This window comes from Pasteurella oralis, from assembly GCF_042681465.1.
Classification (GTDB): domain Bacteria; phylum Pseudomonadota; class Gammaproteobacteria; order Enterobacterales; family Pasteurellaceae; genus Pasteurella; species Pasteurella oralis.
Genome location: NZ_JBHUFP010000004.1, coordinates 445,764 through 471,176, shown reverse-complemented (window position 1 = coordinate 471,176; position 25,413 = coordinate 445,764). Strand labels below are relative to the sequence as shown.

18 protein-coding genes are annotated in these 25,413 nt (G+C 36.5%); 9 read left to right on the top strand and 9 right to left on the bottom strand.

Going from position 1 to position 25,413, the window contains the following annotated elements; all coding sequences use genetic code 11:
• The 3 genes from sucC to sucA all read right to left on the bottom strand — a co-directional run bounded on the left by sucC (position 1) and on the right by sucA (position 5,603).
• A complete protein-coding gene (sucC, locus tag ACFSAV_RS03960) occupies positions 1-1,167 on the bottom strand; it encodes an ADP-forming succinate--CoA ligase subunit beta (RefSeq protein ID WP_379096407.1) in 1,167 nt (388 codons plus the stop codon).
• Between the two features lie 347 nt (positions 1,168-1,514).
• Positions 1,515-2,738 (bottom strand): 2-oxoglutarate dehydrogenase complex dihydrolipoyllysine-residue succinyltransferase, encoded by a 1,224-nt coding sequence (odhB, locus tag ACFSAV_RS03955; RefSeq protein ID WP_379096404.1) that lies wholly within the window; start codon positions 2,736-2,738, stop codon positions 1,515-1,517.
• Positions 2,739-2,807: 69 nt separating this feature from the next.
• Positions 2,808-5,603, bottom strand: a complete 2,796-nt coding sequence (gene sucA / locus ACFSAV_RS03950; RefSeq protein WP_379096401.1) for a 2-oxoglutarate dehydrogenase E1 component — start codon at positions 5,601-5,603, stop codon at positions 2,808-2,810.
• Positions 5,604-5,922: 319 nt separating this feature from the next.
• Between sucA and ACFSAV_RS03945 the strand changes: the two genes are divergently transcribed.
• Positions 5,923-7,215 (top strand): citrate synthase, encoded by a 1,293-nt coding sequence (locus ACFSAV_RS03945; protein ID WP_379096398.1) that lies wholly within the window; start codon positions 5,923-5,925, stop codon positions 7,213-7,215.
• 289 nt (positions 7,216-7,504) lie between these two features.
• Here ACFSAV_RS03945 and ACFSAV_RS03940 read toward each other — a convergent pair whose 3' ends face one another.
• The 5 genes from ACFSAV_RS03940 to proQ all read right to left on the bottom strand — a co-directional run bounded on the left by ACFSAV_RS03940 (position 7,505) and on the right by proQ (position 13,289).
• Positions 7,505-8,134, bottom strand: coding sequence for an MBL fold metallo-hydrolase (locus ACFSAV_RS03940; RefSeq protein ID WP_379096395.1), 630 nt, complete (start codon positions 8,132-8,134; stop codon positions 7,505-7,507).
• A 99-nt stretch (positions 8,135-8,233) separates the two neighbouring features.
• Positions 8,234-8,794 carry a peptidoglycan L,D-endopeptidase MepK gene (gene mepK, locus ACFSAV_RS03935; RefSeq protein WP_101774784.1) on the bottom strand — a complete coding sequence of 187 codons (561 nt, stop codon included), beginning with the start codon at positions 8,792-8,794 and terminating at the stop codon, positions 8,234-8,236.
• Positions 8,795-8,937: 143 nt separating this feature from the next.
• Positions 8,938-10,446, bottom strand: a complete 1,509-nt coding sequence (locus ACFSAV_RS03930; protein WP_101774783.1) for a L,D-transpeptidase family protein — start codon at positions 10,444-10,446, stop codon at positions 8,938-8,940.
• A 67-nt stretch (positions 10,447-10,513) separates the two neighbouring features.
• Entirely contained in the window at positions 10,514-12,565 is a 2,052-nt protein-coding gene (gene prc / locus ACFSAV_RS03925) for a carboxy terminal-processing peptidase (RefSeq protein ID WP_465263141.1), read from the bottom strand.
• An 88-nt stretch (positions 12,566-12,653) separates the two neighbouring features.
• On the bottom strand, positions 12,654-13,289 hold the full coding sequence (gene proQ, locus ACFSAV_RS03920; RefSeq protein WP_379096391.1) for an RNA chaperone ProQ: 636 nt from the start codon (positions 13,287-13,289) through the stop codon (positions 12,654-12,656).
• Between the two features lie 219 nt (positions 13,290-13,508).
• On the opposite strand from proQ, the gene ACFSAV_RS03915 reads away from it, so the two are divergent.
• Both ACFSAV_RS03915 and ACFSAV_RS03910 read left to right on the top strand, forming a co-directional pair.
• The gene (locus ACFSAV_RS03915) at positions 13,509-14,765 is read left to right on the top strand and encodes a paraquat-inducible protein A (protein ID WP_101774780.1); all 1,257 of its coding nucleotides are present in this window, start codon (positions 13,509-13,511) and stop codon (positions 14,763-14,765) included.
• A complete protein-coding gene (locus ACFSAV_RS03910; RefSeq protein ID WP_101774779.1) occupies positions 14,743-17,397 on the top strand; it encodes a PqiB family protein in 2,655 nt (884 codons plus the stop codon). The genes ACFSAV_RS03915 and ACFSAV_RS03910 overlap by 23 nt, the downstream gene beginning before the upstream one ends.
• 81 nt (positions 17,398-17,478) lie before the next feature.
• Here the strand turns inward: ACFSAV_RS03910 and pepT are convergent, their stop codons facing one another.
• Entirely contained in the window at positions 17,479-18,717 is a 1,239-nt protein-coding gene (gene pepT, locus ACFSAV_RS03905; RefSeq protein ID WP_379096386.1) for a peptidase T, read from the bottom strand.
• Between the two features lie 327 nt (positions 18,718-19,044).
• Between pepT and potA the strand changes: the two genes are divergently transcribed.
• The 6 genes from potA (at position 19,045) to cdd (ending at position 25,250) form a co-directional block, all read left to right on the top strand.
• Positions 19,045-20,157, top strand: a complete 1,113-nt coding sequence (gene potA / locus ACFSAV_RS03900) for a spermidine/putrescine ABC transporter ATP-binding protein PotA (RefSeq protein WP_167383024.1) — start codon at positions 19,045-19,047, stop codon at positions 20,155-20,157.
• Complete coding sequence (potB, locus tag ACFSAV_RS03895) at positions 20,147-21,001, top strand: spermidine/putrescine ABC transporter permease PotB (RefSeq protein ID WP_101774776.1); 855 nt, start codon at positions 20,147-20,149, stop codon at positions 20,999-21,001. Before potA ends, potB begins: the two co-directional genes overlap by 11 nt.
• Positions 21,001-21,768 (top strand): spermidine/putrescine ABC transporter permease PotC, encoded by a 768-nt coding sequence (gene potC, locus ACFSAV_RS03890; RefSeq protein WP_101774775.1) that lies wholly within the window; start codon positions 21,001-21,003, stop codon positions 21,766-21,768. The genes potB and potC overlap by 1 nt, the downstream gene beginning before the upstream one ends.
• Before the next feature lie 127 nt (positions 21,769-21,895).
• A complete protein-coding gene (locus ACFSAV_RS03885; protein WP_101774774.1) occupies positions 21,896-22,942 on the top strand; it encodes an extracellular solute-binding protein in 1,047 nt (348 codons plus the stop codon).
• A gap of 261 nt (positions 22,943-23,203) precedes the next feature.
• Positions 23,204-24,250, top strand: coding sequence for an extracellular solute-binding protein (locus ACFSAV_RS03880; protein ID WP_379096380.1), 1,047 nt, complete (start codon positions 23,204-23,206; stop codon positions 24,248-24,250).
• A gap of 103 nt (positions 24,251-24,353) precedes the next feature.
• A complete protein-coding gene (gene cdd, locus ACFSAV_RS03875) occupies positions 24,354-25,250 on the top strand; it encodes a cytidine deaminase (protein ID WP_379096377.1) in 897 nt (298 codons plus the stop codon).
• The last annotated feature ends 163 nt before the right edge of the window (positions 25,251-25,413 follow it).

Genomic DNA, 25,413 nt, shown 5'->3' with positions numbered 1-25,413 from the left:
TTATTTTCCCTCCGCCGCTTTTACCGCTTGAATCGCAGCATCAGTTAAAGTATTTGCCGCAATAATATTCACGCCACTATTTGCTAAAATTTCACGCCCTAACGGCGCATTATTTCCTTCCAAACGTACAACAACTGGCACACTAACGCCAACTTCATTCACAGCAGCAATAATTCCCTCTGCAATCAAATCACAACGTACGATACCACCGAAAATATTGACTAAGACGACTTTCACTGCACTATCAGATAAAATAATTTTGAATGCCTCAGCAACACGTTCTTTAGTCGCTCCACCGCCTACATCGAGAAAATTAGCTGGTTGACCGCCATGTAATTTAATAATATCCATCGTCCCCATAGCTAAACCTGCGCCATTGACCATACAACCAATATTACCTTCTAGTGCCACATAGTTTAATTGATGAGATTCCGCACGTGCCTCACGAGGATCTTCTTGGCTTGGATCTTGCATGGCTTTCAATGTAGGTTGTCGGTATAACGCATTACTATCCACTACAATTTTCGCATCTAAACAAAGTAAGTTTCCCTCTTTTGTTACGACCAATGGATTTACTTCCAATAGTGCTAAATCTTTTTCCACAAACATTTTCGCCATTTGTACAAAAATATGGGCAAATTGTTTAATTTGATCGCCTTTTAAACCTAATTTAAATGCCAGTTCACGCCCTTGGTATGGCATGCCACCTGTTAGTGGATCAATCGCCATTTTATGTAATAAGTGCGGTGCTTTTTCTGCTACTTCTTCAATATTTACCCCACCTTCAGTGGACACCATAAACACAATACGTTGTGAAGCACGATCAAGTACAGCACCTAAATACAATTCACGCTCAATATTTGAACCTTCTTCAACATAAATTGTATTCACCAGCTGACCATTTGTATCAGTTTGGAAAGTCACCAAACGTTGTCCTAACCATTTTTCTGCAAAAGCTCGTACTTCCGCTTCATTACGTACTAATTTCACCCCACCAGCTTTACCACGTCCACCAGCATGAACTTGGCATTTCGCTACCCAAACATCACCATTGAGCTTTTTGATGGCATCGGCGGCTTCATCTGCATTTTTACAGGCATAACCTCTGCCTACTGGTAATTGATATTCAGCAAAAATTTGCTTTGCTTGGTATTCGTGTAGGTTCATAACTTCTCCTCGTATCTGTTACTTTTCTTTACTTGTGCAAAGAAAAGTAACCAAAAGAAAGCACACCTCCGCTTTACTGCTCTTCTTCGCTTTGTTTTAATTTTGAATAGAAAAATTGAAAACTTACTCGTAAGCTCGCTTAAACATTCAATTTTTCCTACAGCTCAGGCGATCAAAGAGGACCCATTCAGGCATATCATCGCTTCATGATGTGTTTGTAACGTTTTTCTTAATGATGCTAACTGCTTGCTTGATTAATATTCCCCATCCTGCATTAAAGTGGGACGAGGGAGATTTGGCAGAAAATAAATTATACTGATATCTAAATTCTACCAAGATCTCGTTATTTAAATCTCCAACAGCAAACGTGTTGGATCTTCGAGTAACTCTTTAATTGCCACTAAGAAACCAACAGACTCACGTCCATCAATTAAACGGTGATCATAAGACAGTGCTAGATACATCATTGGACGAATCACGACTTCACCGTTCACTGCAACAGGGCGATCTTTAATCGCGTGCATACCTAAAATCGCACTTTGTGGAGGATTAATAATAGGTGTTGACATCAATGAACCAAACACACCACCATTCGTAATCGTAAAGTTACCACCCGTTAAATCTTCAACAGTCAACTTGCCATCACGTCCCTTTTCTGCCAACGCTTTAATTTCTTTCTCAATATCTGCCATACTTAATTTATCGCAATTACGTAGTACTGGGGTCACTAAACCACGTGGTGTTGACACAGCGATACTAATATCGAAATAGTTGTGATACACAATATCATCTCCATCAATAGAAGCATTTATTTCTGGATAACGTTTTAACGCTTCTACAACAGCCTTAATATAAAACGACATAAAACCTAAACGTGCGCCATGCTGTTTCTCAAATTTCTCGCCATAAGTTTTACGTAATTTCATAATTGGTGACATATCCACTTCATTAAATGTGGTTAACATCGCCGTACTATTTTTCGCTTCTAATAAACGTTCAGCAATACGCTTACGTAAACGGGTCATTGGTACACGTTTTTCTTCACGATTGCCAACATTAAAATTGGTAAGTGCAGGCTTACTGTCGACTTGAGTAGCTTGTTGTGCTTTCGTAGCTAAGACTTTTTCTACATCTTCACGCGTAATACGACCACCTACACCACTACCTTTAATTTCCTCTGCATTTAAATCATGTTCAGCAAGTAAACGACGAACGCCAGGGCTTACTGAATCTGCGCCAATAGATTCTGTACTTAATGTGGCATTATGACGATCTGCAGGTGTTGGCTCTTGTGTTGCGACCGTTTCTTTTGTGACACCTCCAGCAACTGCTATTGCAGAAAGTTTGCCTAATAACTGCTTACTGACTACAGTAGCCCCTTCTGCTTCAATAATCGTTTCCAATACTCCATCTGATACCGCAGGTACTTCTAATACAACTTTATCTGTTTCAATTTCCACTAAAATGTCGTCACGTTTTACTGTATCACCCACTTTTTTATGCCAAGTTACCACAGTTGCATCAGCAACTGACTCTGGTAAATCTGGTGTGATAATCTCAAAATTGCTCATTGTTCTTTCCTTTTCTCAGATTTATTTCTCTGAAAAGTGCGGTCAGTTTTAACACACTTTTCGTTTGAATTAAGCTAGCGCTTCTGTCACAAGGGCTATTTGTTGTTCATTATGTAACGACATGTAACCTACGGCTGGTGACGCTGATGCTGGGCGTCCCACATAACAGAGTTTGCCATGCTCAGGAATTGATGTCACAAAATTATGTTGACTACAATACCATGCCCCCTGATTTAATGGTTCTTCTTGACACCATACATAGTCCGTGACGTGGTTATAAGGTGCAAGCACCTCTTTCATTTCTTCATGTGGATATGGATAAAGTTGTTCTATACGAATAATCGCTACATCTGTTTGATTGTTCTTACGACGTTGCTCTAATAAGTCGTAATACACTTTACCTGAACACATCACAACGCGTCTGACTTGTTGTGGATTCAGATCATCCACTTCAGGAATTACATTTTGGAATGCGCCATTGATTAACTCATCCATAGAAGAAACCGCCAATGGATGGCGTAACAACGATTTTGGTGAAATGACAACTAATGGACGGCGAACTTTGCGCAACATTTGACGACGCAATAAATGATAAATTTGCGCAGGTGTTGAAGGCACACAAACTTGCATATTTTGTTGTGCACAAAGCTGTAAATAACGCTCTAAACGAGCGGATGAATGTTCTGGTCCTTGACCTTCATAACCATGTGGTAACAGCATCACTAAACCACACATTCTGCCCCATTTTTGCTCACCAGAACTAATAAATTGATCCATGACGACTTGTGCACAATTGGCAAAATCACCAAACTGTGCTTCCCAAATAGTGAGCGTTTTTGGATCAGTTGTAGCATAGCCATATTCAAAAGCTAGCACAGCATTTTCAGTTAATACAGAATCCCACACTTCAAAACGACCTTGTGAGCCATGTAAGTTCGCTAATGGAATATAAAGCGTAGCATCTTTTTGGTTATGTAAAACAGAATGGCGATGGAAGAAGGTACCTCGTCCAGCATCTTCACCTGATAAGCGCACATGATAACCTTCATCAAGTAAAGTTGCATACGCCATAGTTTCGGCCATTCCCCAATCAAATAGCTTTTCACCATTTGCCATCAAACTGCGATCAGCATAAATTTTATTTACGCGAGAATGTAATTCATGGTGTGCTGGATATTCACAAACTTTTCTAGCTAAACCTTGAAAGCGTTCTTCATCAAATTTACTTTCATATTCACACCATTCACGGCTGAGGTATTTTGTCCAATCTTTAGTTGTTAAATCCATCTCACGCCATTCTGCTACGACACAATCACCACGATCTAATGCATCACGATAATTATTCACTAATTCTGTTGCTTCTTCTTCGTTAATTATCCCTTCAGCAATTAAACGATCTGCATAAACTTTACGTGGAGTTGGATGTTTTTTAATACGATCATACATTAATGGTTGAGTTGCTGATGGCTCATCTGCTTCATTATGCCCATGGCGACGATAAGATACTAAATCAATGAAAATATCGCGTTTAAATAAAGTACGATATTCAACAGCCATACGTGCGGCATAAACTACCGCTTCAGGATCATCACCATTTACATGAATGACTGGTGCTTCAATCATTTTCGCAATATCAGTGCAATATTCTGTTGAGCGTGTATCATGTGGATTCGATGTCGTGAAACCAATTTGATTATTGATCACTACGCGGATTGTCCCTCCTACACTATAACCACGTGTAGCAGACATATTTAAAGTTTCTTGTACCACACCTTGTCCAATCACTGCAGAATCACCATGCACAGTTACAGGTAATACTTTCGATTTTTCATGATCATGGATACGTTTTTGTCTCGCTCGTACAGAACCAATAACGACTGGACTGACAATCTCTAAGTGCGATGGGTTAAATGCAAGAACTAAGTGTACAATACCATCATCGGTCATAAAATCGGAAGAAAAACCTTGGTGATATTTTACATCTCCCGTACCATTACCATAATGTTTACCCGCAAATTCATCAAATAGTTCTGATGGTTTTTTACCTAATAGGTTAACTAACATGTTCAAGCGACCGCGATGCGCCATCCCCATTGCAATTTCATCAATACCATTGCGCTTACCGTGACGAACAATTTCTTTCATTAATAAAATAAATGCATCACTTCCCTCTAATGAGAAACGCTTAGCACCGGGAAATTTAGCGCCTAAATAACGTTCTAAACCATCTGCAGCGGTTAATTCTTCTAAAAATTTAATCTGTTCTTCTTTTTTAAAAGATTGGGTTAAGCGTGATTCAAGTTTGTGTTGCAGCCACGTTCTAGCTTCTACATCATTAACATGCATGAATTCAAGCCCAATCGTGCTGCAATAAGTTTTCTTTAATAAATCAGTTAAATCACGTAACGAAATTTTATCTCTATGCGCGATTTCCCCACCAACATCAAATATTTCGTCAAGATCATTTTCTGTAAAACCATGGTATTTATAACTTAACGTTGGTGCATCCATACGTTGCCATAAATTCAGCGGATCCAAATCAGCATGTAAATGACCGCGATTACGGTGCGCATTCACAAATTGCAACAGTTTTACTAATCTTGCACTGACATTTGGATCAATCACACCAACACCATTTGGTGAATTATCACGAGCTAAACGTTTGAAATAATCACGGACTTGAGAATGAGGTTGTTCAACAAACGTATTGGACTTTGGAAGGGAGTTAAAAATTTCTTGCCAACTGGCATCGACAGAATTGGGGTCACGAAGGTAATCTTCATAGAGTTCTTCAATATAAGACTGGTTGATACCACCGAGAGCACTTGAAGTTAACCATTCGCTAATGGGTTTATTTTGTTGCATTATAACCACCTGACAAAAGTATTTGGTAATAATAATAATGAAGAATATCCTGCTTATTATACTGCGAATTTAGTAAGAATATCCCTTTCTTTCTTCAATCAAAGTTAAATAGGATTAAAAAGCAAAACAGCTGAATAAGCAATACAATTATGTAACACAACATTAACATTTTTGCTATTTTTTGATCTCTGTCGCACTTTTAGAAAATAACATTTTATTTACAATTTTTTTTTAACAATAATAAAGACACTTGACTTTTTAAGCGTTATAGTTAATGGAAATGCAATAAAACACAACTAATATAAAGGAAGGATGACTTATGTCTGAACTAACTGCAAAACTGACCCTTAGCGATGGACGTGAATACGACCTACCAGTACATAAAGGCTCTCTTGGCTATGACGCGGTAGATGTACAATCTTTAGTCAAGAATAAATTATTCACCTTCGACCCTGGATTTATGTCAACCGCATGTTGCCGCTCTGAAATTACTTATATTGATGGTGATAATGGCATTTTATTACATCGAGGTTATCCTATCGCCGAGCTTGCCAAAAATGCAGATTATCTTGAAGTTGCACATTTATTATTATTTGGAGAACGTCCTAGCGCTGAAGAATATAAAAATTTTACTCAACTTGTTCGCCGCCATACTCTAGTACATGAACAAATCTCGCGCTTCTTCCACGGTTTCCGTCGCGATTCTCACCCAATGGCAATCATGTGTGGGGTAAGTGGTGCACTTGCGGCATTCTACCACGATTCTCTTGATATTAATGATATTGCACACCGTGAACTTACTGCGATTCGTTTACTGGCTAAAATGCCAACGCTTGCTGCGATGTGTTATAAATATTCGATTGGTCAACCATTCATGTTCCCACAGAATCACCTTTCTTATTCTGGTAACTTTTTATATATGATGTTTGCAACACCCTGTGAGCCTTATATCGTTAATCCAGTATTAGAACGTGCAATGGATCGTATCTTTATTTTACATGCCGATCATGAACAAAATGCCTCAACATCTACTGTGCGTACAGCCGCTTCCTCTGGCGCTAACCCATTTGCTTGTATCGCAGCTGGAATTGCGTCGTTATGGGGACCTGCTCATGGTGGTGCCAATGAAGCTTGTATCAATATGCTGGAAGAAATCGGTACAGTTGAGCGCATTCCACAATTTATTACACGTGCAAAAGATAAGAATGATCCATTCCGTTTAATGGGCTTTGGACACCGCGTATATAAAAACTACGACCCTCGAGCCAAAGTGATGCGCCAGACTTGCCATGAAGTATTGAAAGAACTTAATATTCAAAATCCATTATTTGATGTTGCAATGGAGCTTGAACGTATTGCATTAAGTGATCCTTATTTTATTGATCACAAACTCTATCCAAACGTCGATTTCTATTCAGGTATCATCTTAAAAGCAATTGGTATACCGACTTCTATGTTTACAGTTATATTTGCGCTTGCAAGAACTGTCGGTTGGATCGCACATTGGAAAGAAATGTTCAAACCAGGTAATATGAAAATTGTACGTCCTCGCCAGCTTTATATGGGTGAAACTGAACGCACATTCGATGCGATGGAGAAAAATCAGTTATAAAATTTGTCAAAAACAGACCGCACTTTAGTTCAAATAAGTGCAAAAGGCAGCTTAAAGCGCTGCCTTTTATCTTTATGCTAATTTTGCTAACGAGCTACAGGTTAACAAATTCAAGTCCTATCTTAACTATGCGATTTTAGGCTGACCACATCACAGTGCACCATCGTCTCAGTCTTCGCTTTTCCTTCTATCCAAATTTTTTATTTAAAGCAGCAACAAAAATTATCCGTGTGTGACACATAGAAACAAAAATACCCCATACTACTGGGATATTTTTATCAAATCTGACTTAACGCACAAATGGGTTACTTTGCTTCTCCTGACCAATAGTCGTATAAGGTCCATGTCCTGCTACAATAATCATATCATCACCTAAAGGATATAATTTTTCACGAATCACTTTTAATAAGGTTTGATGATCTCCGCCAGGAAAATCCGTACGACCAATACTTTGCTTAAATAATACATCTCCTGTAAAACTAATGCGTTTTTGATGTTCTATAAAACCAATATGTCCAGGCGTATGACCTGGTAAATGCAAGACCTCAAATTTTATCTCACCGATCTCAATAATTTCCCCTTCTTGATTTAACCAACGATCAGGCTCAAACGCGGCAATTTCAAATAAACCAAATTTTTGTGATTGCTGAGGCAATTGGGCGAACCAATAATCATCTAATGAATTAGGACCAATTATATCGACTTGAAAATGCTGCTTAATTTTAGGCGCGGCGCCAACATGATCAAGATGCCCATGTGTTAATAAAATTGTCTTTAAATTTAATTCAAGCTCCTCAATACGTTTAATTAATTTATCTGCTTCACCACCAGGATCAATAATTGCCGCATTCTTATACTCATCCCAAATTAAAGAACAATTTTGTTGAAAAGCCGTTACTGGAATAATTTCAATATTCATTGCATCTCTCTACTGCTAAATAAGAAAACCGCACTCAAAGTGCGGCTCGTTTTTTTAAAAAATTGACTCTCGTTTTACTCTCTAGCTAGCTTTACTCTATTAGACACCGCGCCAAGTTCTTACTGGACCAGTATCAATATGAATAAAATTACTGCGAGGATAATAACCTACACCACCATTATTCAACTTTTCTGCCGCTTGTCGAAGCTTAGCTAATGGTACGCCATCAATGCGAAAATCAATAGCCTGTCCACGTGTATGATAACTATTGCTTGCTACTCCACGACTTTTACGGCGCATTGCGGCATTACTGGCTGGCGAACGATAACCACAAATAATTTGAATTTCACTATTACGTAAACCCAAACTTGTTTGTAAACGATAGAATTTTAAAAATAGTTTTGGATCCATTCTATGCATATGATTATTACGTTTATCACGCATTAAATAATCCAATTTTTTTAAAGCAACTGATGAGAATCCTTTACTCGGTAAAAATTCAGAACTGAATTTATCCCCTGTATTAATATTTCTAAAACGTAAAATACGTGGTTTTGGGGTTGAAACAGCAGCTAACAAGCTATTAGGTAATAAAGCAGCACCTAATACAATTCCACCTAAGGATAACCATTTGCGACGACTATGGTTAATACTATTCATTCTGTTAATGTCTCTATGTTATTTGATGTTTGTTTTGACCAACGTAATTAATATTAGTTCTCAAACTAAGAAAACGTATTAATTTTACCTATTTCCCTTCAAAATGGAAGGGAAAATTAGCTTAATTTTTAACAAAAATGACATTAATTTACGTATTTTCTAATAATATCCCAATTAATATAACTTAAATTTGGCGTCACATCATAACCATAAATATCTGGTAACGTATAGGTCTTACCGCTATTTACCCAAGTTGTGACATAATATAAAAATACTGGATTATTTGAGGTCACATTCGCTGAAGTTGTTTTACGGCTTTGTAACGTGCTCCGTTTTCTTTCTTCAGACCAACCTGCTTCTTTCAATAAAATTGTGGCTAATTCATCAGCTTTCTCAACACGCACACAACCTGAACTTAAAGCACGATCTTTCTTCGCAAATAAACCTCGACTTGGCGTATCATGTAAAAAAATGGCATCAGAACTTGGCATATTAAATTTAAAATTACCTAATGCACTATCGCCTGGTGCTTGACGTAAGCGATATGGAAATTTTTTCGCCGTCATGTTTTCCCAATCAATAGTATAAGGGTCGATAGTCTTACCTTTACTATCAATAATAGTATAACCATTACGATAAATATAACTTGGATCTTTACGTACCTTTGGAATAATATCTTCATTAATTAAACGTGTTGGTGTATTCCAAGGTGGATTAACAACTACATTGCTCAACTTACTGTATAACACAGGCGTTTTACGCGCTTTTTTGCCAACAATAACTTTAGAGCTTAAAACGAGTTTACCATCACGGTAATAATCTAATTCATAGCTAGGAATATTAACGAATAAGCCATCTTCAAATACAGGGAGTACTCGTAAACGCTGAGCATTAATTGCCAATTTATATAGCTTTGCCAAAGCCTCTTTATCTATATTTGGCGTATTAATTAATTCAGGCAATGCTGCTAATGTTTGTTTATATAAATTATTTTCAGTCGCCAGCGTATTTAAAAACGCTGGCATATTTCCTGTTTGAATTGCACTTAACCAACTTGAGATTTGAGCCTCTGTTGGTAAGCCAGACTTATAATTATTTGCGGAATAAAGCCATTTTTGGGCAGATTTAACGATGTTATGGCTATAATACATGTAATCTAAAAATGTGTCTGTCAACAACGCATCACGCTCAAAGCTCGCTTCTGGCATTGCGTCTATTTTGGCTAAAATAGCTGCAGAATTTTTAGAAATACCACTCACGACTAACATTGCATATTCACGCAAAAACTGTTTTTCTACTGCATTATCATGCCAAAGAGGCTGAAAATTATTCTCTGCATAAATTTTGGCAACAGTTGGTTTAAATTGTAATTCTATCTCACCTAACTTTGCATTCAGTTGTTCTTCCGCTAACGCTTGTTTCTCTGCGGCAATACGTTCTTCTTCAAGTTTCTTTTCAGCCGCAAGTTGATCTTCAATCGCTTTTGCTTCTAATTCAAGTTGTTGATTAGTTAAAATATCCGCGTCTTGCACTAACTCTGTACTAACATCCACTGAATCTCGATTCTCTGGATTAGCAAGTACATTCGTCGCATACAACGAGGAAAACAAAAATGCGAATTGTACAAACTTAAATGATTTGATGTTTAACATGACATAGTTCCTTAAAATAATTAGAAAACGACCGCACTTCTAGCTATAAAGTGCGGTCAAAATAAACCTAATTTAATTTTACTTGAGCTAATCTAGCTTTTTCTATTTCTAATTTCAGTAAATCTGCTGCTATTTTTTCTGCCTCTTTGAGATAAAAATCAGGTGCCTCATAATCTTTTGGCAGGCTATCTAAATCTTTTAATGGTTTTTTGCCCTCTCGTTTGAAGCGCGCATTTAACTCTTTTAACCGTCTTGCATCATCTTTATCATTTTCAACTTTACGTGTTTGATAATTCAAAGACAAATATTTACGTTCACTACGTTCATCTCGAATTTTGAGTTCTTCATTTAATGCGATAAATTCTGGATCCTTGGCAATACGCTCAAGATGATTTTTATTCAAGAAAGGAACTGCATCTCTTGCTTGTGCAACTTCCACATAATTCGCCGCAGGAATTTTATCCCATGGCAATGCATTATCTTCTTTTTCTTCTCCATACTCTTTGGCATCAATTGCGGCAGGGAAATCAATATCAGCAGCCACCCCCTTCAATTGCGTACTTCCACCATCAATTCGGTAAAATTTTTGGATAGTATATTGAATCAAACCTAATGGTTCCTGATTTGCATCAAAAGCAAAATTCAATGAGCGGCTCTGTTGTACTGTTCCTTTACCAAAAGTATTTTGCCCAATCACAATACCACGATTATAATCTTGCACTGCCGCAGCAAAAATCTCCGATGCAGATGCACTAAAACGGTTAATCATGACGAATAATGGTCCAGAATAAACTTGTTCACTATCAGGATCCTCATGAATACGGATACGTTGGAATGCATCACGTACTTGCACAATTGGCCCATCACTAATAAATAATCCGCTCAATGCCACTGCTTCGGTCAAAGCACCACCACCATTGTCACGTAAATCAATAATCAATGCCTTTGCTTTCTTGATTTTCATTTCCGCAAGCAATTTACGCACATCTTGCGTCAAACCAATATAGAAACTTGGGATTTTAATCGAAGCAACAGTTTGATCATCTACTTTACTTATCGTCAATTTGGCAGCTTGATCTTCAATTCTTACTTTATCACGAGTTAAAGTAATCACTTTAGACTTACCACCTTTTGCTGGCTCAATTTCTAAACGTACTTTTGTGCCTTTTTTACCTTTAATTTTGTCAACAATATCTTCTAAACGCCAGCCAACCACATCTTCAATCTCTCCTGTTGCCTGACCAACGCCAATAATACGATCGCCAGCTTTTAATTTTTTACTCCGTTCTGCTGGCGCGCCAGGGACTAAAGATTTAATAGTGGTACCATCATCTTCTGTTTGTTGTAATGTGGCGCCAATGCCTTCTAAAGAAAGATTCATACTTTCATTAAAGCTTTTGGCTGTACGTGGTGCTAAATAACTTGTATGTGGATCAATTTCTCGCGCAAACGCATTTAAATAAACTTGAAGAATATCATCAGCTTTAGTTTGAGTTAAACGACGAATTGCTAAATCATAACGCTTAGTTAGAGTTTTCCTAATATCTAACCACTTTTTCCCTTTTAACTTCTGATTAATCACATCATTTTTAACACGCTGTTGCCATAATTTATCAAGCTCTGCCACATCTTTTGCCCAATCCGCTTTTTCACGATCAATTTCAATTTGATCATCTCCCGATAAATTTGGTTCTTTGTCTAATAAGGAAAGTGCATATTTGTAGCGTTCATAACGTTTTTTCATCATTAAATCATACATTTCAAATGCAATTGCAAGATTACCTTCATTTAATGACTCATCAAACTTAGTAGCAAATTTTTCTCTCATTTCCTCAACATCAGATTGCAAAAAAATATTTCGGCTGAAATCTAATGATTTTAAATAACGCTCGAAAATCTTCTGTGAAAATGCATCATCAAGTTGAAATTTACGATAATGACTTTGCGTTAAACGCGTTGTAGCACGTTTAGTGGCTAATTGATTTTCTTCTGTAGGTTGTGGAATCACAATATCGCTTTGTTTAATTTTTGGCTGCACTGCCTGTACGACATTGAAGTTCATAAAAAAAGTGCCTAACAAAAGTGCTGTTAAGTAACCTTTAGCTCTACATAATCTCATTTATGATTCCTAAAAAAGAGAATATAACTTATAACTTAAAATACACAAATGCCATCGAGCATGATGGCATTTTCATCTTCATTTAAATTTATGCAAATAAATGTTCAGCTGAAACATTAATAACAACCCCATTATCTAATTGTACTCGAGCTGATTCTTTCACTATCTCTAATACAATAGCATTTTTAGGACTGCCTCCGACCTTGACTTTCACTGAATCACCTTTTTGCAATGTTGAGAAATCAACCGTATTTAATTTTACTTTTGGTTTACGTACCAGTTTTGGTTTTCTCTCAGTTCTAGCTTCTTTTGTTTGCGCTAATTTTGCTTCTGTATAGCGAACAGGACGTTTTTTCTCTGGGTTAGCAGCTTTCTCTGCCGCGCGTTTTTCTGCGACTTTCGCTTTTGCTTCTGCAAGCTGAGTGGCAGCATGCGCGGCATGCTCTTGCTCTAATACACCACAAGCATTACCTTGTAAATCAATACGTTCTGCACCTAACTTACAACCATGTAAATAACGCCAATTCGATGTATAAGCACGTAATGCTTGGCGCAATTGAGTTTTACTCACACGTTCATCATCTTTCAACGCTTCGGCTAAGTCTTGGAACAACCCTATTTTCAATGGTTTTGCCTCGCCTTCCAATGAAAAACAAAGTGGAAATTTTTCCACTAAATAAGCAATGATTTCTTTATTATTTGTTAATTTTTGGAGTTCGCTCATTCTCTCTTCCTGAATATACATTTCTACTAGAAAAAACTCGACATAGTTTAGCTCACTTTCAGAAAAAATGACAATTATATAATCATATAAATACGTTAATTTACGTTTCTAAATAGAAAGTAATACTGCTTTTAGCGCAGTTATAATGGCTATTCCCAAATTTTTTTAGACAGTATAGAATATCCCTTCTTTAATGTTGATTCTAGTGCGTTAACTCATATGATAAACACCATATCTCACAAACCTACAAATGAATTAGTCTGTTGCTCTGATTGTGATGCGGTTGTTTCTTTTCCTCCATTGCAGGAGCAACAGTATGCTGAATGCCCACGTTGTCACAATGCACTGAGTTCAACAGATCGCTGGAGCTTACATCGTTGTGCCATGTTAGCTTTATCTATTTTGATTCTAATGCCTTTCGCGCTCAATTATCCTTTACTCAGTATTGATCTCTTAGGTTCGAAAATTGATGCCTCTGTTTGGGGTGGTGTATGGAAAATGGCAACTCAAGGTTATCCTTATACGGCATTTCTCGTTTTCATTTGTGCCGTTTTTATGCCTATTTCTTTTGCTTTACTAGTAATTTTATTACGGATTTCCCAACTTCTTCGCATCAAACCTCGTAATCTGTTAATTTCACTTACTTATATTAAACCTTGGGTGATGTTTGATGTTTATTTAGTCGCTCTTGCAGTAACAATGTTCAAAGTACGTGAATACGCCACGTTGCAAATCGACATTTACTTAATTGCTTTCGTCTTTACAGCACTACTGACAACATTGCTTTTTATTAAACTAAATCCCAAAGCACTTTGGAATGACTTTTATCCCAATAACCATCCATTAACCGAAATACCAACAGATAATCAACCGCACTTTTGTACTGAATGTCAATATAGCTTCGCTCAAGCGGATTATGATGATAAGCAACGAGCAATTTGTCCACGCTGCCAGTCTTACCTCCATTTATCACCAGAGATTAAATTGCAGCGTACATGGGCAACTCTAATCGCGGGCATTATTATGATTATCCCAGCGAATATTTTGCCAATGTCAGTCGTTTATTTAAATGGTGCACCAAGCGAAGATACATTAATGTCTGGTGTATTGAGTTTTATCAACATGGGGAGTTATTTAATTGCTTTTGTTGTCTTTGTAGCAAGTATTTTTGTTCCCATTAGTAAAATTATTATCATGCTGTATTTGCTGATTTGTGTACATTTTCAATTAAAACACGCCATAAAATGGCAAATGCGTTTATTACATTTTGTACACTTTGTAGGTCGCTGGTCCATGCTTGATCTCTTTGTACTAGCCTTAATGATGTCCCTAGTTGCACGTGGACAAATCATTGATTTCTCTGTAGGACCTGCGGCATTCTACTTTGGTATTGCCGTATTTTTAACTATGATATCGACTTCACAATTTGATAGTCGCTTAATTTGGAAAATCTATGACAAACAATCATCACAATGACGCTGTTGAACAAATTTATACAGAAGCAAAAGCCAATTTAAAACAAGTCAGACGGATTTCACCTTTCTGGCTCTTGCCCTTTATTGCACTTTGTATTGGCGCAATACTTTTTTTCCAAATTATTCAAGAGCAGGGATATACCATCAAAATCACTTTTGCTAATGGTGAAGGATTAGTTGCGGGTAAAACACAAGTTCGTTATCAAGGATTACAAATTGGCGTTGTTAAAAAAGTCAGTTTTACGAATGACCTCAAACAAGTTGAGGTTATTGCTAATATCTATCCTGAAGCTAAAACCGTTTTACGTGAAAACACCAAGTTTTGGTTAGTGAAACCAAGCGCCTCACTGGCTGGAATCTCGGGCATCGATGCTTTAGTGTCAGGCAACTATATCACTTTACAACCAGGTGATGGTGACAGCGAAGATAAATTTGTGGCTGAAACAGAAGGTCCTATTGCGCAAGTTGATGATGGTGATCTATTAGTGCATTTATTAGCAGATGATCTGGGCTCAATTTCAATTGGTGCGTCTGTCTATTTTAAAAAATTACCTGTTGGTAAAATCTACGATTACCGTTTTGTTGAGGATGGTAAGAAAGTATCAATCAACTTAGTTATTGATAAAGCCTACGCTCATTTTGTCAAAAAAGACAGCCACTTCTGGAATATTAGTGGCATTGATGCACAAATTGGTTTATCTGGCATTAATATCAATGTTGATAGCTTAAATGCAATTGTACAAGGTGCTGTAGCTTTTGATTCGCCAAGTCATAGCGAACTTGCACAAAATCATGACAAATTTACACTTTACGCGAATTTCAATGCGGCTAAACGTGGAATTCCGATAACAATTACGCTACCAAATACATCAGGACTACAAACGGGACAAACCAGCGTATATTACCAAAATAAACAAATTGGCGTTTTGTCAGAGCTTAATGAAATCGAAAATAATGCTGAGCTATTAACTGGAACATTACTCGTTGATCCGTTAACAGTCGATCTTTTTACCAACAAAACCAATATTGTTTTACGTAATAAAAAACTGAGTTTAGGTGATCTTGCCAATATTCAAAATTTGCTACGTGGCGAATATTTTGAAGTGATTGCCGGTCTAGGTGAACCACAAACCAGCTTTACCGTTATTAAAGAAAATGAATTATTACTGCAACAACCTAATACACTGGTTTTAACATTAACTTCCCCAGAAACTTATGGTGTAAGTGAAGGTCAACCTATTTACTATAACAATATCACTATTGGAGAAATTATCGCCCAAACTCTTGATATTGAAGGGGTAACTTTTAAAATTGCTATTGCAGAAAAATATCGCCATTTAATTCACCAAGATACTCGCTTTATCGCCGCGTCTAATTTAGATATCAACTTAGATGTAAATGGATTACGATTTGAAGCTGCTTCACCAGAAAAATGGCTACAAGGAGGTATTCGTGTCTTGGGTGGTCAACAAAATCAGGGACAACCACTCGCTCACTACCCTTTATATAAAGATATTACTCATGCTGAATCTGGTATTACAGATGGTAAATTAACCCCAACAATTACCTTAACAACTGCGACATTACCAAGTATTAGTCAGGGTTCGTTAGTACTATACCGCCAATATGAAGTAGGGAAAATTTTAGAAATTCGCCCAAAAGCTAAAACATTTGAGGTCGATGTTTTTATTTATCCAAAACATCGAGAGTTATTAACCAGTAAAAGTATTTTCTGGGTAGAAAGTGCAGCTCAAATTGATATTACTGCAAAAGGGATTAGTATTCAGGCAACGCCTATTGCTCGCTCGCTAAAAGGTGCGGTGAGTTTTGATAATACTGGAAATGGTTCACCTAATACTCTTTATCCAAATGAATTACGTGCAAAATCAGCAGGACAGCAACTCACTTTCACAACTGATGACGCAACTAATTTAGTTAAAGGAATGAGCTTACGCTACCTCGGTTTAACTATCGGCGAAATTGATCAAATTAATTTAGACACGAAAAGTAATAAAGTTATCGCAAAAGCATTAATTAACCCACAATACATGGCATTAGTGGCAAAAGAAGGTAGCCGATTTACGCTAATTTCACCACAAATTTCAGCAGGGGGCATTGAAAATTTAGAGAGCTTATTACAACCTTATATTGATGTTGAAATGGGTTCTGGAAAAACAAAAACGCAATTCCAATTGATTCAATCTGCACCACGTAAAAATAATCAATACGCCCAAGGCTTCCCACTCGTATTGGAAACCCATGATGCACTTAATATCACAACAGGATCACCTGTATTATATCGAGGTGTAGAAGTGGGCACGATAAATCAAATTAAATTAAATGAGCTAGGTGATCGTGTCTTTGTCCATATTCTAATTGCACAAAAATATAAACATTTGGTACGCGAAAATTCAGAATTCTGGATTGCCGCAGGCTATGATTTTAGCTTTGGGTTAAGCGGTGCAGAAGTCAACACAGGCTCAGTGCAGCAATTATTGAAAGGAGGCATTGCCTTCTCTACACCAACAACTACTGTCATTCAACCTGCTGCAAAAGCTAATCAACATTTTTTACTACAAATCAAACGCCCAGCTGATGCGCCACAATGGAATTCTGGCGCATTACCAAAATAAGCGTAAAATTTGTAAAAAACAGACCGCACTTGATGAACAAAGTGCGGTCTGTTTTGCCTCCAATTTCGGTGAAAAGAATGATTATTCCAAAGCCAATGCAACGATTGTTGTAATCACATTCACTGCACTTTTCATCCCTTCTAAAGTAATCAACTCATGCTTACTGTGAAAATTATAACCACCAGTAAAGATGTTTGGACATGCTAATCCTTTTTCTGCTAGCCATGCGCCATCTGTACCGCCTCGAATCGCTTTATGAATAGGTTGAATACCACATCGCAACATTGCTTTATCTGCAAGTTCAACAGCCTGCGGCACAGTTTTAACAACATCATTCATATTCTTATAACTATCTGTAATTTCGACTAATACAGGTTTTTTCAATGATTTCTTCGTATTAAACTCATCAACAAGTTGCTGAATAAATGCTTTACGTTGTAAAAATCCTTCTTGCTCAAAATCACGAATCAAATAATGTAATTCAGCTTTTTCTACATCACCAATAAAGCGACTGAGATGATAAAATCCCTGTTTGCCCTCCGTTCTTTCTGGTGTTTCCTCACTAGGAAAACCTTGTTGAAACTCACAGGCTAAACTTAACGCATTAATCATTTTATCTTTTGCAGAGCCTGTATGAATATTAATTCCTTCAATCGTAACAACTGCGCTTGCTGCATTAAAATTCTCATATTCTAATTCGCCTACTTCACCGCCATCGATGGTATATGCCCAATCACAAGAGAAATTTTCCAATGGGAAAAATTGCATACCTAATCCAATTTCTTCATCAGGCGTAAAAGCCACTCGAATATTACAATGTGGTAAATTATTATCTTTCAATACTGAAAGTGCGGTCATAATTTCTGCAATTCCAGCTTTATTATCCGCCCCTAATAACGTATTACCATCAGCAACAATCAATGTTTTCCCAACTAATTGATGTAAAAAATGATAATGTGCAGGGCTAATAAATTCTTCTCCCATTCCCAATGCAATATCACCTCCACGATAATTTTCAATCACTTCAGCTTGCACATTTTTACCACTACATTCAGTTGCGGTATCTAAATGAGCAATTAAACCAATAGTTGGAGAGTTAGGATCAATATTAGAAGGAAGGAAGGCTGTTACAACAGCATTTTTTGATACTTCAATCTCTTTTAAACCTAAAGCGACTAACTCCTGCTGCAAGTGTTTCGCTAATTTCAATTGCCCTTGTGAACTCGGCGAAAGCTTAGCACCAACTTTAGATTGAGTATCATAAGTCGTGTAGTGCAAAAAACGCTCTAATAATCGATATTCTTGATCTTCATTCAACATAAAATTTACTCGCGACAAAATAATTGTTTAAGTCTAACGGCAAATCTTTCTCTATTCATTGATATATCACAACTTTTTCCGTTAATTTTGGCAAAAGCTATAATTTGTCTTTAGACCACAAAATGCTGTTTGAAAATCATATTGTTTCTCACTGAAGTAATTCTCCTTTTTTCCTTTAATTTTTTTATAAAATCACTTTTATTTATTAAATAATCGCTATATCATTAGCATTTATTTTTTAATCGTAAGCGCCAACAGTTTCTCTGTTGGCATTTGTTTCTACTCAATACCTAAATCATCGGTACATTAGGGAGAAAACCAAAGCTAGTGGAAAGTTCAGTTCAAAACAAGCCTATTATTGAGCTTCGTTCTATTACTAAATCCTATGGTAATAAAACCATCATTGAAAACTTTAATTTAACTATCAATAATGGGGAGTTTTTAACCATTCTTGGTCCTTCTGGTTGTGGTAAAACTACGGTTTTACGATTACTTGCAGGCTTAGAAGAATTAGATTCTGGTCATATTATTCTTGACGGTGAAGATATCACAAACATTCCTGCTGAACATCGTCATGTCAATACTGTTTTTCAAAGTTATGCCCTATTTCCACATATGACAATTTTTGAAAATGTGGCATTCGGCTTACGTATGCAAAAAGTGCCTAATGCAGAAATTAAACCTCGTGTATTAGAAGCATTACGTATGGTTCAACTTGAAGAATATGCAGATAGCAAACCTGCTCAACTATCTGGGGGTCAACAACAACGTATCGCTATCGCACGTGCCGTTGTAAATAAACCAAAAGTATTGTTACTTGATGAATCGCTTTCTGCGCTGGACTATAAATTACGTAAACAAATGCAAAATGAATTAAAAGCATTGCAACGTAAATTAGGGATTACATTCATTTTTGTCACCCATGATCAAGAAGAAGCACTCACAATGTCTGATCGTATTATCGTGCTACGTAAAGGTCATATCCAGCAAGATGGTTCTCCACGTGAAATTTATGAAGAGCCTAAAAATCTCTTTGTTGCTAAATTTATTGGTGAAATCAATATTTTTAATGCCACTGTACTAGAACGTATTGATGAAAAACGTGTACGCGCTAATGTCGAAGGTCGCATTTGCGAGATTTACACCACACTTGATGTTACACCAGAACAAAAATTGAAAGTTTTACTCCGCCCAGAAGATATTCTGATCGAAGAACTCGATGAAAATCAAAGCTCCAAAGCCATTATTGGACACGTAGCTGATCGTAACTATAAAGGTATGACATTAGAATCTAATATCACATTAGATCATAATGGGATGACCGTGCTAGTTAGCGAATTCTTTAATGAAGACGATCCAAATATTGATCACTCTTTAGGTCAAAAAGTGGCATTAACATGGCACGAGGGCTGGGAGGTTGTGTTGAGCGATGAAGAATAATGCCTTTCAAAAATCAACTATTGCCGTTATCTTTGGCTGGTTGATTTTCTTTGTACTTGCGCCAAATCTATTGGTTCTTATTGTCAGTTTTTTAACTCGTGACAGTAGTCATTTTTATGCGCTGCCATTTACATTTGAAAACTACGCACGCCTATTTGAGCCACTTTATGCTCAAGTTGTATGGAATTCATTGTATATGTCAGGCTTAGCAACGCTTGTCTGCTTAATCATTGGCTATCCTTTTGCGTTCTTATTAACTAAAATCAACCCTAAATATCGCCCATTTCTACTCTTTTTAGTCGTGTTGCCTTTCTGGACTAACTCGCTAATTCGTATTTATGGTATGAAAATCTTTTTAGGTGTTAAAGGTATTCTCAATAATACACTAATGGCACTTGGTATTATTGATACTCCAATCCGTATCTTAAATACTGAAGTTGCAGTAGTTATTGGCTTAGTTTATTTACTCTTGCCATTTATGATTTTGCCACTCTATGCGGCAATCGAAAAACTAGATCATCGTTTGCTCGAGGCTGCAAAAGATTTAGGCGCAAATGCATTCCAGCGTTTTATTAAAGTGATTATTCCACTAACTATGCCAGGTATCATCGCAGGCTGCTTATTAGTATTATTACCAGCAATGGGCATGTTCTACGTTGCAGATCTATTAGGTGGAGCAAAAGTCTTATTAGTCGGTAACGTCATTAAGAGCGAATTCTTAATTTCACGTAACTGGCCATTTGGTTCTGCAATCAGTATTGGTTTAACCATTCTGATGGCATTGCTCATTTTTGTTTACTACAAAGCAAGTAAATTAATGAATAAAAAAATGGAGTTGGAATAATGAGCCGTTTACTACGCAATATTTTTATGCTTGTGGTATACGCTTATTTGTATATCCCAATCATTATCTTAGTGACAAATTCGTTTAATGATGATCGTTATGGTTTAACTTGGAAAGGCTTTAGCTGGAAATGGTATGAGCGCTTATTTAACAATGACACGCTTATCCAAGCTGCCATCCACTCAGTCACAATTGCATTTTTTGCTGCGACAATAGCCACAATCATTGGTGGATTGACTGCAATTGCACTATATCGCTACCGTTTTCGTGGCAAACAAGCAGTAAGCGGTATGTTATTTATCGTGATGATGTCACCAGATATCGTTATGGCAGTATCACTCCTTGCTTTATTCATGATTGTTGGCATTAATTTAGGCTTTTTATCATTATTATTGGCACATATCACATTCTGTTTGCCTTATGTAGTAGTGACCATTTTTTCACGCCTTAAAGGTTTTGATGCCAAAATGCTTGAAGCGGCGAAAGATCTTGGTGCAGGTGAAATCACGATTTTACGTAAAATTATTTTCCCACTAGCATTACCAGCTATCATTTCAGGTTGGTTACTTAGCTTTACTATTTCATTAGATGATGTCGTTGTTTCATCATTTGTTAGTGGTGTAAGCTATGAAATTTTACCACTGAAAATTTTCTCACTGGTAAAAACAGGTGTTACGCCTGAAGTTAACGCGTTAGCAACAATTATGATTATCTTGTCATTAGGATTAGTCATTCTAAGTCAAGTTGTCGCGAAAAAAGGAAAATAAGTATTGTAAAAAATAATACTTCACAAACAACTTAATACAAAATAGAATACGCCTTGCCTTAAAACAAGGCGTTTTTTATGCCTCTTAAGTAAAGAGAATGTTTACCCTTAACAGGAGAATGATAGAAATGAAAAAATTTGCAGGTCTTGTGACTGCAGGAATCATGACACTTGGCTTAACAGCGAATGCACATGCAACTAATGACACTGTTTACCTTTATACTTGGACTGAATATGTTCCAGATGGTTTATTAGATGAATTTACAAAAGAAACGGGCATCAAAGTTATCGTTTCTAGTTTAGAATCAAACGAAACTATGTATGCGAAATTAAAAACACAAGGTGAAACTGGTGGCTATGATGTTATCGCACCATCAAATTATTTTGTGTCAAAAATGTCGCGTGAAGGTATGTTAAAAGAGCTAGACCACAGCAAATTACCTGTTATCAAAGAATTAAACCCTGACTGGTTAAATAAACCTTATGACAAAGGTAACAAATATTCATTGCCACAACTATTAGGCGCTCCAGGTATTGCTTATAGTACAGATAGCTATAAGGGTGAAAATTTCACTGCTTGGGGTGATTTATGGAAACCTGAGTTTAAAGGAAAAGTACAGTTACTTGATGATGCACGTGAAGTATTTAACATTGCATTATTAAAATTAGGTCAAGATCCAAATACGACTGACCCAGCAGTGATCAAACAAGCCTATGAAGAGTTATTAAAGTTACGCCCAAATGTGCTTTCATTCAACTCTGATAATCCAGCTAACTCATTTATTTCTGGTGAAGTTGAAGTGGGTCAATTATGGAATGGTTCTGTACGTATTGCTAAAAAAGAACAAGCACCTTTAGATATGGTGTTCCCAAAAGAGGGACCTGTACTTTGGGTTGATACATTAGCAATTCCTGCAACATCAAAAAATCCTGATGGAGCACATAAATTAATTAACTATTTATTAAGTGCAAAAGTTTCTGCTCGACTAACAGAAGAAATTGGCTATCCAACATCAAATATCGAAGCATTAAATCTCTTACCAGCAGAAATCACACAAGACCCTGCTATCTATCCAACAGCTGAAGTATTACAAAAAAGCTACTGGCAAGATGATGTAGGTGATGCAGTTGAATTATACGAAAACTATTACCAACAATTAAAAGCAGCAAAATAATCTGTTGTTAAAACGTCAGTAAACAGCTCAAGTGCGGTCGAAATTTCAAAAATTTTAACCGCACTTTTTTCATACTTTAACTTATATCTTTAGATGCTCGTCAATTGAATTTTTAAGCATAAATTTAATATAATAATGCATTTACAATCAATACGTTCTAGCCTACAATTCATTCTTGTCCGTATCCATTCGGCGTCTTCAGGTCAATTAAGTTATGCCCTTAGCTGACACATTTTTTACCCTTTTACGGGAGCCATATTAATGAAAAAACTGACTCGTATTTTAACTGCTGGTGTGATAATGCTGAGCATAAGTAATTATGCAAACGCAGCAAATAATGAAGTTTATCTTTATACTTGGACAGAATATGTTCCAGAAGGCTTATTAGATGAATTCACAAAACAAACAGGAATCAAAGTTATTGTTTCAAGCTTAGAATCAAACGAAACCATGTATGCTAAATTAAAAACACTTGGCAAAGATGGTGGTTATGATGTGATCGCACCAACTAGCTATTTCGTTTCAAAAATGGCTCGAGAAGGAATGCTAAAAGAATTGGATCACAGTAAACTACCCGTAATAGCACAACTTGATCCAAACATGCTTGATCGTCCTTATGATAAAGGGAATAAATATTCATTACCTCAACTATTTGGTGCAACAGGTATTGCTTATAATACTTCAAACCAAAATCCAGAACAGTTTCAATCTTGGGGTGACTTATGGAATACGGAATTCAAAGGCAAAGTGCAAATGCTCGATGATCCTCGTGAACTCTTTAATATCGCCTTATTAAAAATGGGAAAAGACCCAAATACACAAGATCCGATGGTGTTAAAAGAAGCTTATGAAGAATTATTAAAACTACGTCCAAATATTCTCTCTTTTAATTCTGATAACCCTGCAAGTACGTTTATCTCAGGAGAAACAGATATCGGTTTACTTTGGAATGGTTCTGTACGTATCGCTAAAAATGAAGGTGCTACAGTAGACATGATCTATCCGAAAGAAGGAACAATGCTTTGGATTGATAATCTTGCTATTCCGGCAACAGCTAAAAACACAGAAAATGCTTATAAATTGATTAACTATCTATTAAGTGCGGATGTTTCAGAAAAATTGACACTAAACATTGGTTATCCAACATCTAACTTAGAAGCATTAAAACGCCTGCCTAAAGCACTTACAGAAGATCAAGCGACTTTCTTAACACAAGAAGTCATTGATCGTAGCCAATGGCAAATTGATGTGGATAATGCAATTGATTTATACGACGGCTATTACCAAAAGCTCAAAGCAGCAAAATAATCAACCATAGCTTGATTTCAATCACAAAAAGATCTTCTGAATGAAGATCTTTTCTATTTTGTACATTAATATAAGCACAGATATTCAGACAAGGAGAGCTAATATGAATCTACATATTTCAGAGAAAATTAAACAAGCCATTCATCTCATTGAGCCAGAACAACTCGGGCAAGATATATGGCACATTTTAGAAGAACAACATTTTATTGGTTTATTACCACACTTTATTGTTAATCATATTTGTCAAAAACACCATCTTGATCATAAACAGCTTGCATTAAAACTATTACCAATTACAGCTTGTTACTCTCATACTCCTATTTCAAACTTTCATGTTGGCGCTGTAGCTATTGGTATTAGTGGCAATTTTTACTTTGGAGCAAATCAGGAATTTTCAAACACTAACATTCAACAAACTATTCATGCTGAACAAAGTGCTATCTCACATGCATGGGTAAATAACGAAAAATCACTCACAGATATTGTTGTCAACTATACGCCATGTGGTCATTGTCGCCAATTTATGAATGAACTAAACTCTGCTTCCGAGCTTCAGATTCACTTACCTCATAGCCAAAACAACCCATTACAAAAATATTTACCCGATTCTTTTGGTCCAAAAGATCTTAACATCAATCAATTATTGCTAGATGAGCATGACAATCACTTGAATTATCACAGTCAAAATCCACTTATTTTAACCGCACTTAAAGCCGCTAATACCGCACATGCCCCCTATTCTAATTCCTATCATGGTGTTGCAATCCAAACTCAAGATCAACGCATATTCTTTGGTAGTTATGCTGAAAATGCGGCATTTAATCCTAGTTTACCAGCACTACAGGTCGCACTTAATCATCTTTTCTTAAATGGAGAAGAGTTAGCAAATATTCAACAAGTCGTCATGGTTGAACAAGCAAATACATTAAGTTACCGTAAAATGAGTGAAGACTTAGTCGAAAGTATTTGTGCAACCAAATTAGAATATATCGCGCTTTAACAAATGAACTGATTAAAATGTAAATAAAAGTGCAGGTCACATTACCAAAATGTTAACTGCACTTTTTTATTTTCTGAAAATTAAGTTTAGCGCAATAAACATACTATTTTGATTAATTCAGACACAAAAAAGGATAGCCGTAAATTAGCTATCCTTATTTACC

Bases quoted from the DNA above. Each gene is read 5' to 3' on its own strand.
- ACFSAV_RS03915 (WP_101774780.1), top strand. From the start codon at position 13,509: ATGATAAACACCATATCTCACAAACCTACAAATGAATTAGTCTGTTGC.
- odhB (WP_379096404.1), bottom strand. From the start codon at position 2,738: ATGAGCAATTTTGAGATTATCACACCAGATTTACCAGAGTCAGTTGCT.
- potC (WP_101774775.1), top strand. From the start codon at position 21,001: ATGAGCCGTTTACTACGCAATATTTTTATGCTTGTGGTATACGCTTAT.
- sucC (WP_379096407.1), bottom strand. From the start codon at position 1,167: ATGAACCTACACGAATACCAAGCAAAGCAAATTTTTGCTGAATATCAA.
- proQ (WP_379096391.1), bottom strand. From the start codon at position 13,289: ATGAGCGAACTCCAAAAATTAACAAATAATAAAGAAATCATTGCTTAT.
- potB (WP_101774776.1), top strand. From the start codon at position 20,147: ATGAAGAATAATGCCTTTCAAAAATCAACTATTGCCGTTATCTTTGGC.
- ACFSAV_RS03885 (WP_101774774.1), top strand. From the start codon at position 21,896: ATGAAAAAATTTGCAGGTCTTGTGACTGCAGGAATCATGACACTTGGC.
- ACFSAV_RS03945 (WP_379096398.1), top strand. From the start codon at position 5,923: ATGTCTGAACTAACTGCAAAACTGACCCTTAGCGATGGACGTGAATAC.
- ACFSAV_RS03940 (WP_379096395.1), bottom strand. From the start codon at position 8,134: ATGAATATTGAAATTATTCCAGTAACGGCTTTTCAACAAAATTGTTCT.
- ACFSAV_RS03930 (WP_101774783.1), bottom strand. From the start codon at position 10,446: ATGTTAAACATCAAATCATTTAAGTTTGTACAATTCGCATTTTTGTTT.
- mepK (WP_101774784.1), bottom strand. From the start codon at position 8,794: ATGAATAGTATTAACCATAGTCGTCGCAAATGGTTATCCTTAGGTGGA.
- prc (WP_465263141.1), bottom strand. From the start codon at position 12,565: ATGAGATTATGTAGAGCTAAAGGTTACTTAACAGCACTTTTGTTAGGC.
- ACFSAV_RS03910 (WP_101774779.1), top strand. From the start codon at position 14,743: ATGACAAACAATCATCACAATGACGCTGTTGAACAAATTTATACAGAA.
- cdd (WP_379096377.1), top strand. From the start codon at position 24,354: ATGAATCTACATATTTCAGAGAAAATTAAACAAGCCATTCATCTCATT.
- ACFSAV_RS03880 (WP_379096380.1), top strand. From the start codon at position 23,204: ATGAAAAAACTGACTCGTATTTTAACTGCTGGTGTGATAATGCTGAGC.
- pepT (WP_379096386.1), bottom strand. From the start codon at position 18,717: ATGTTGAATGAAGATCAAGAATATCGATTATTAGAGCGTTTTTTGCAC.
- sucA (WP_379096401.1), bottom strand. From the start codon at position 5,603: ATGCAACAAAATAAACCCATTAGCGAATGGTTAACTTCAAGTGCTCTC.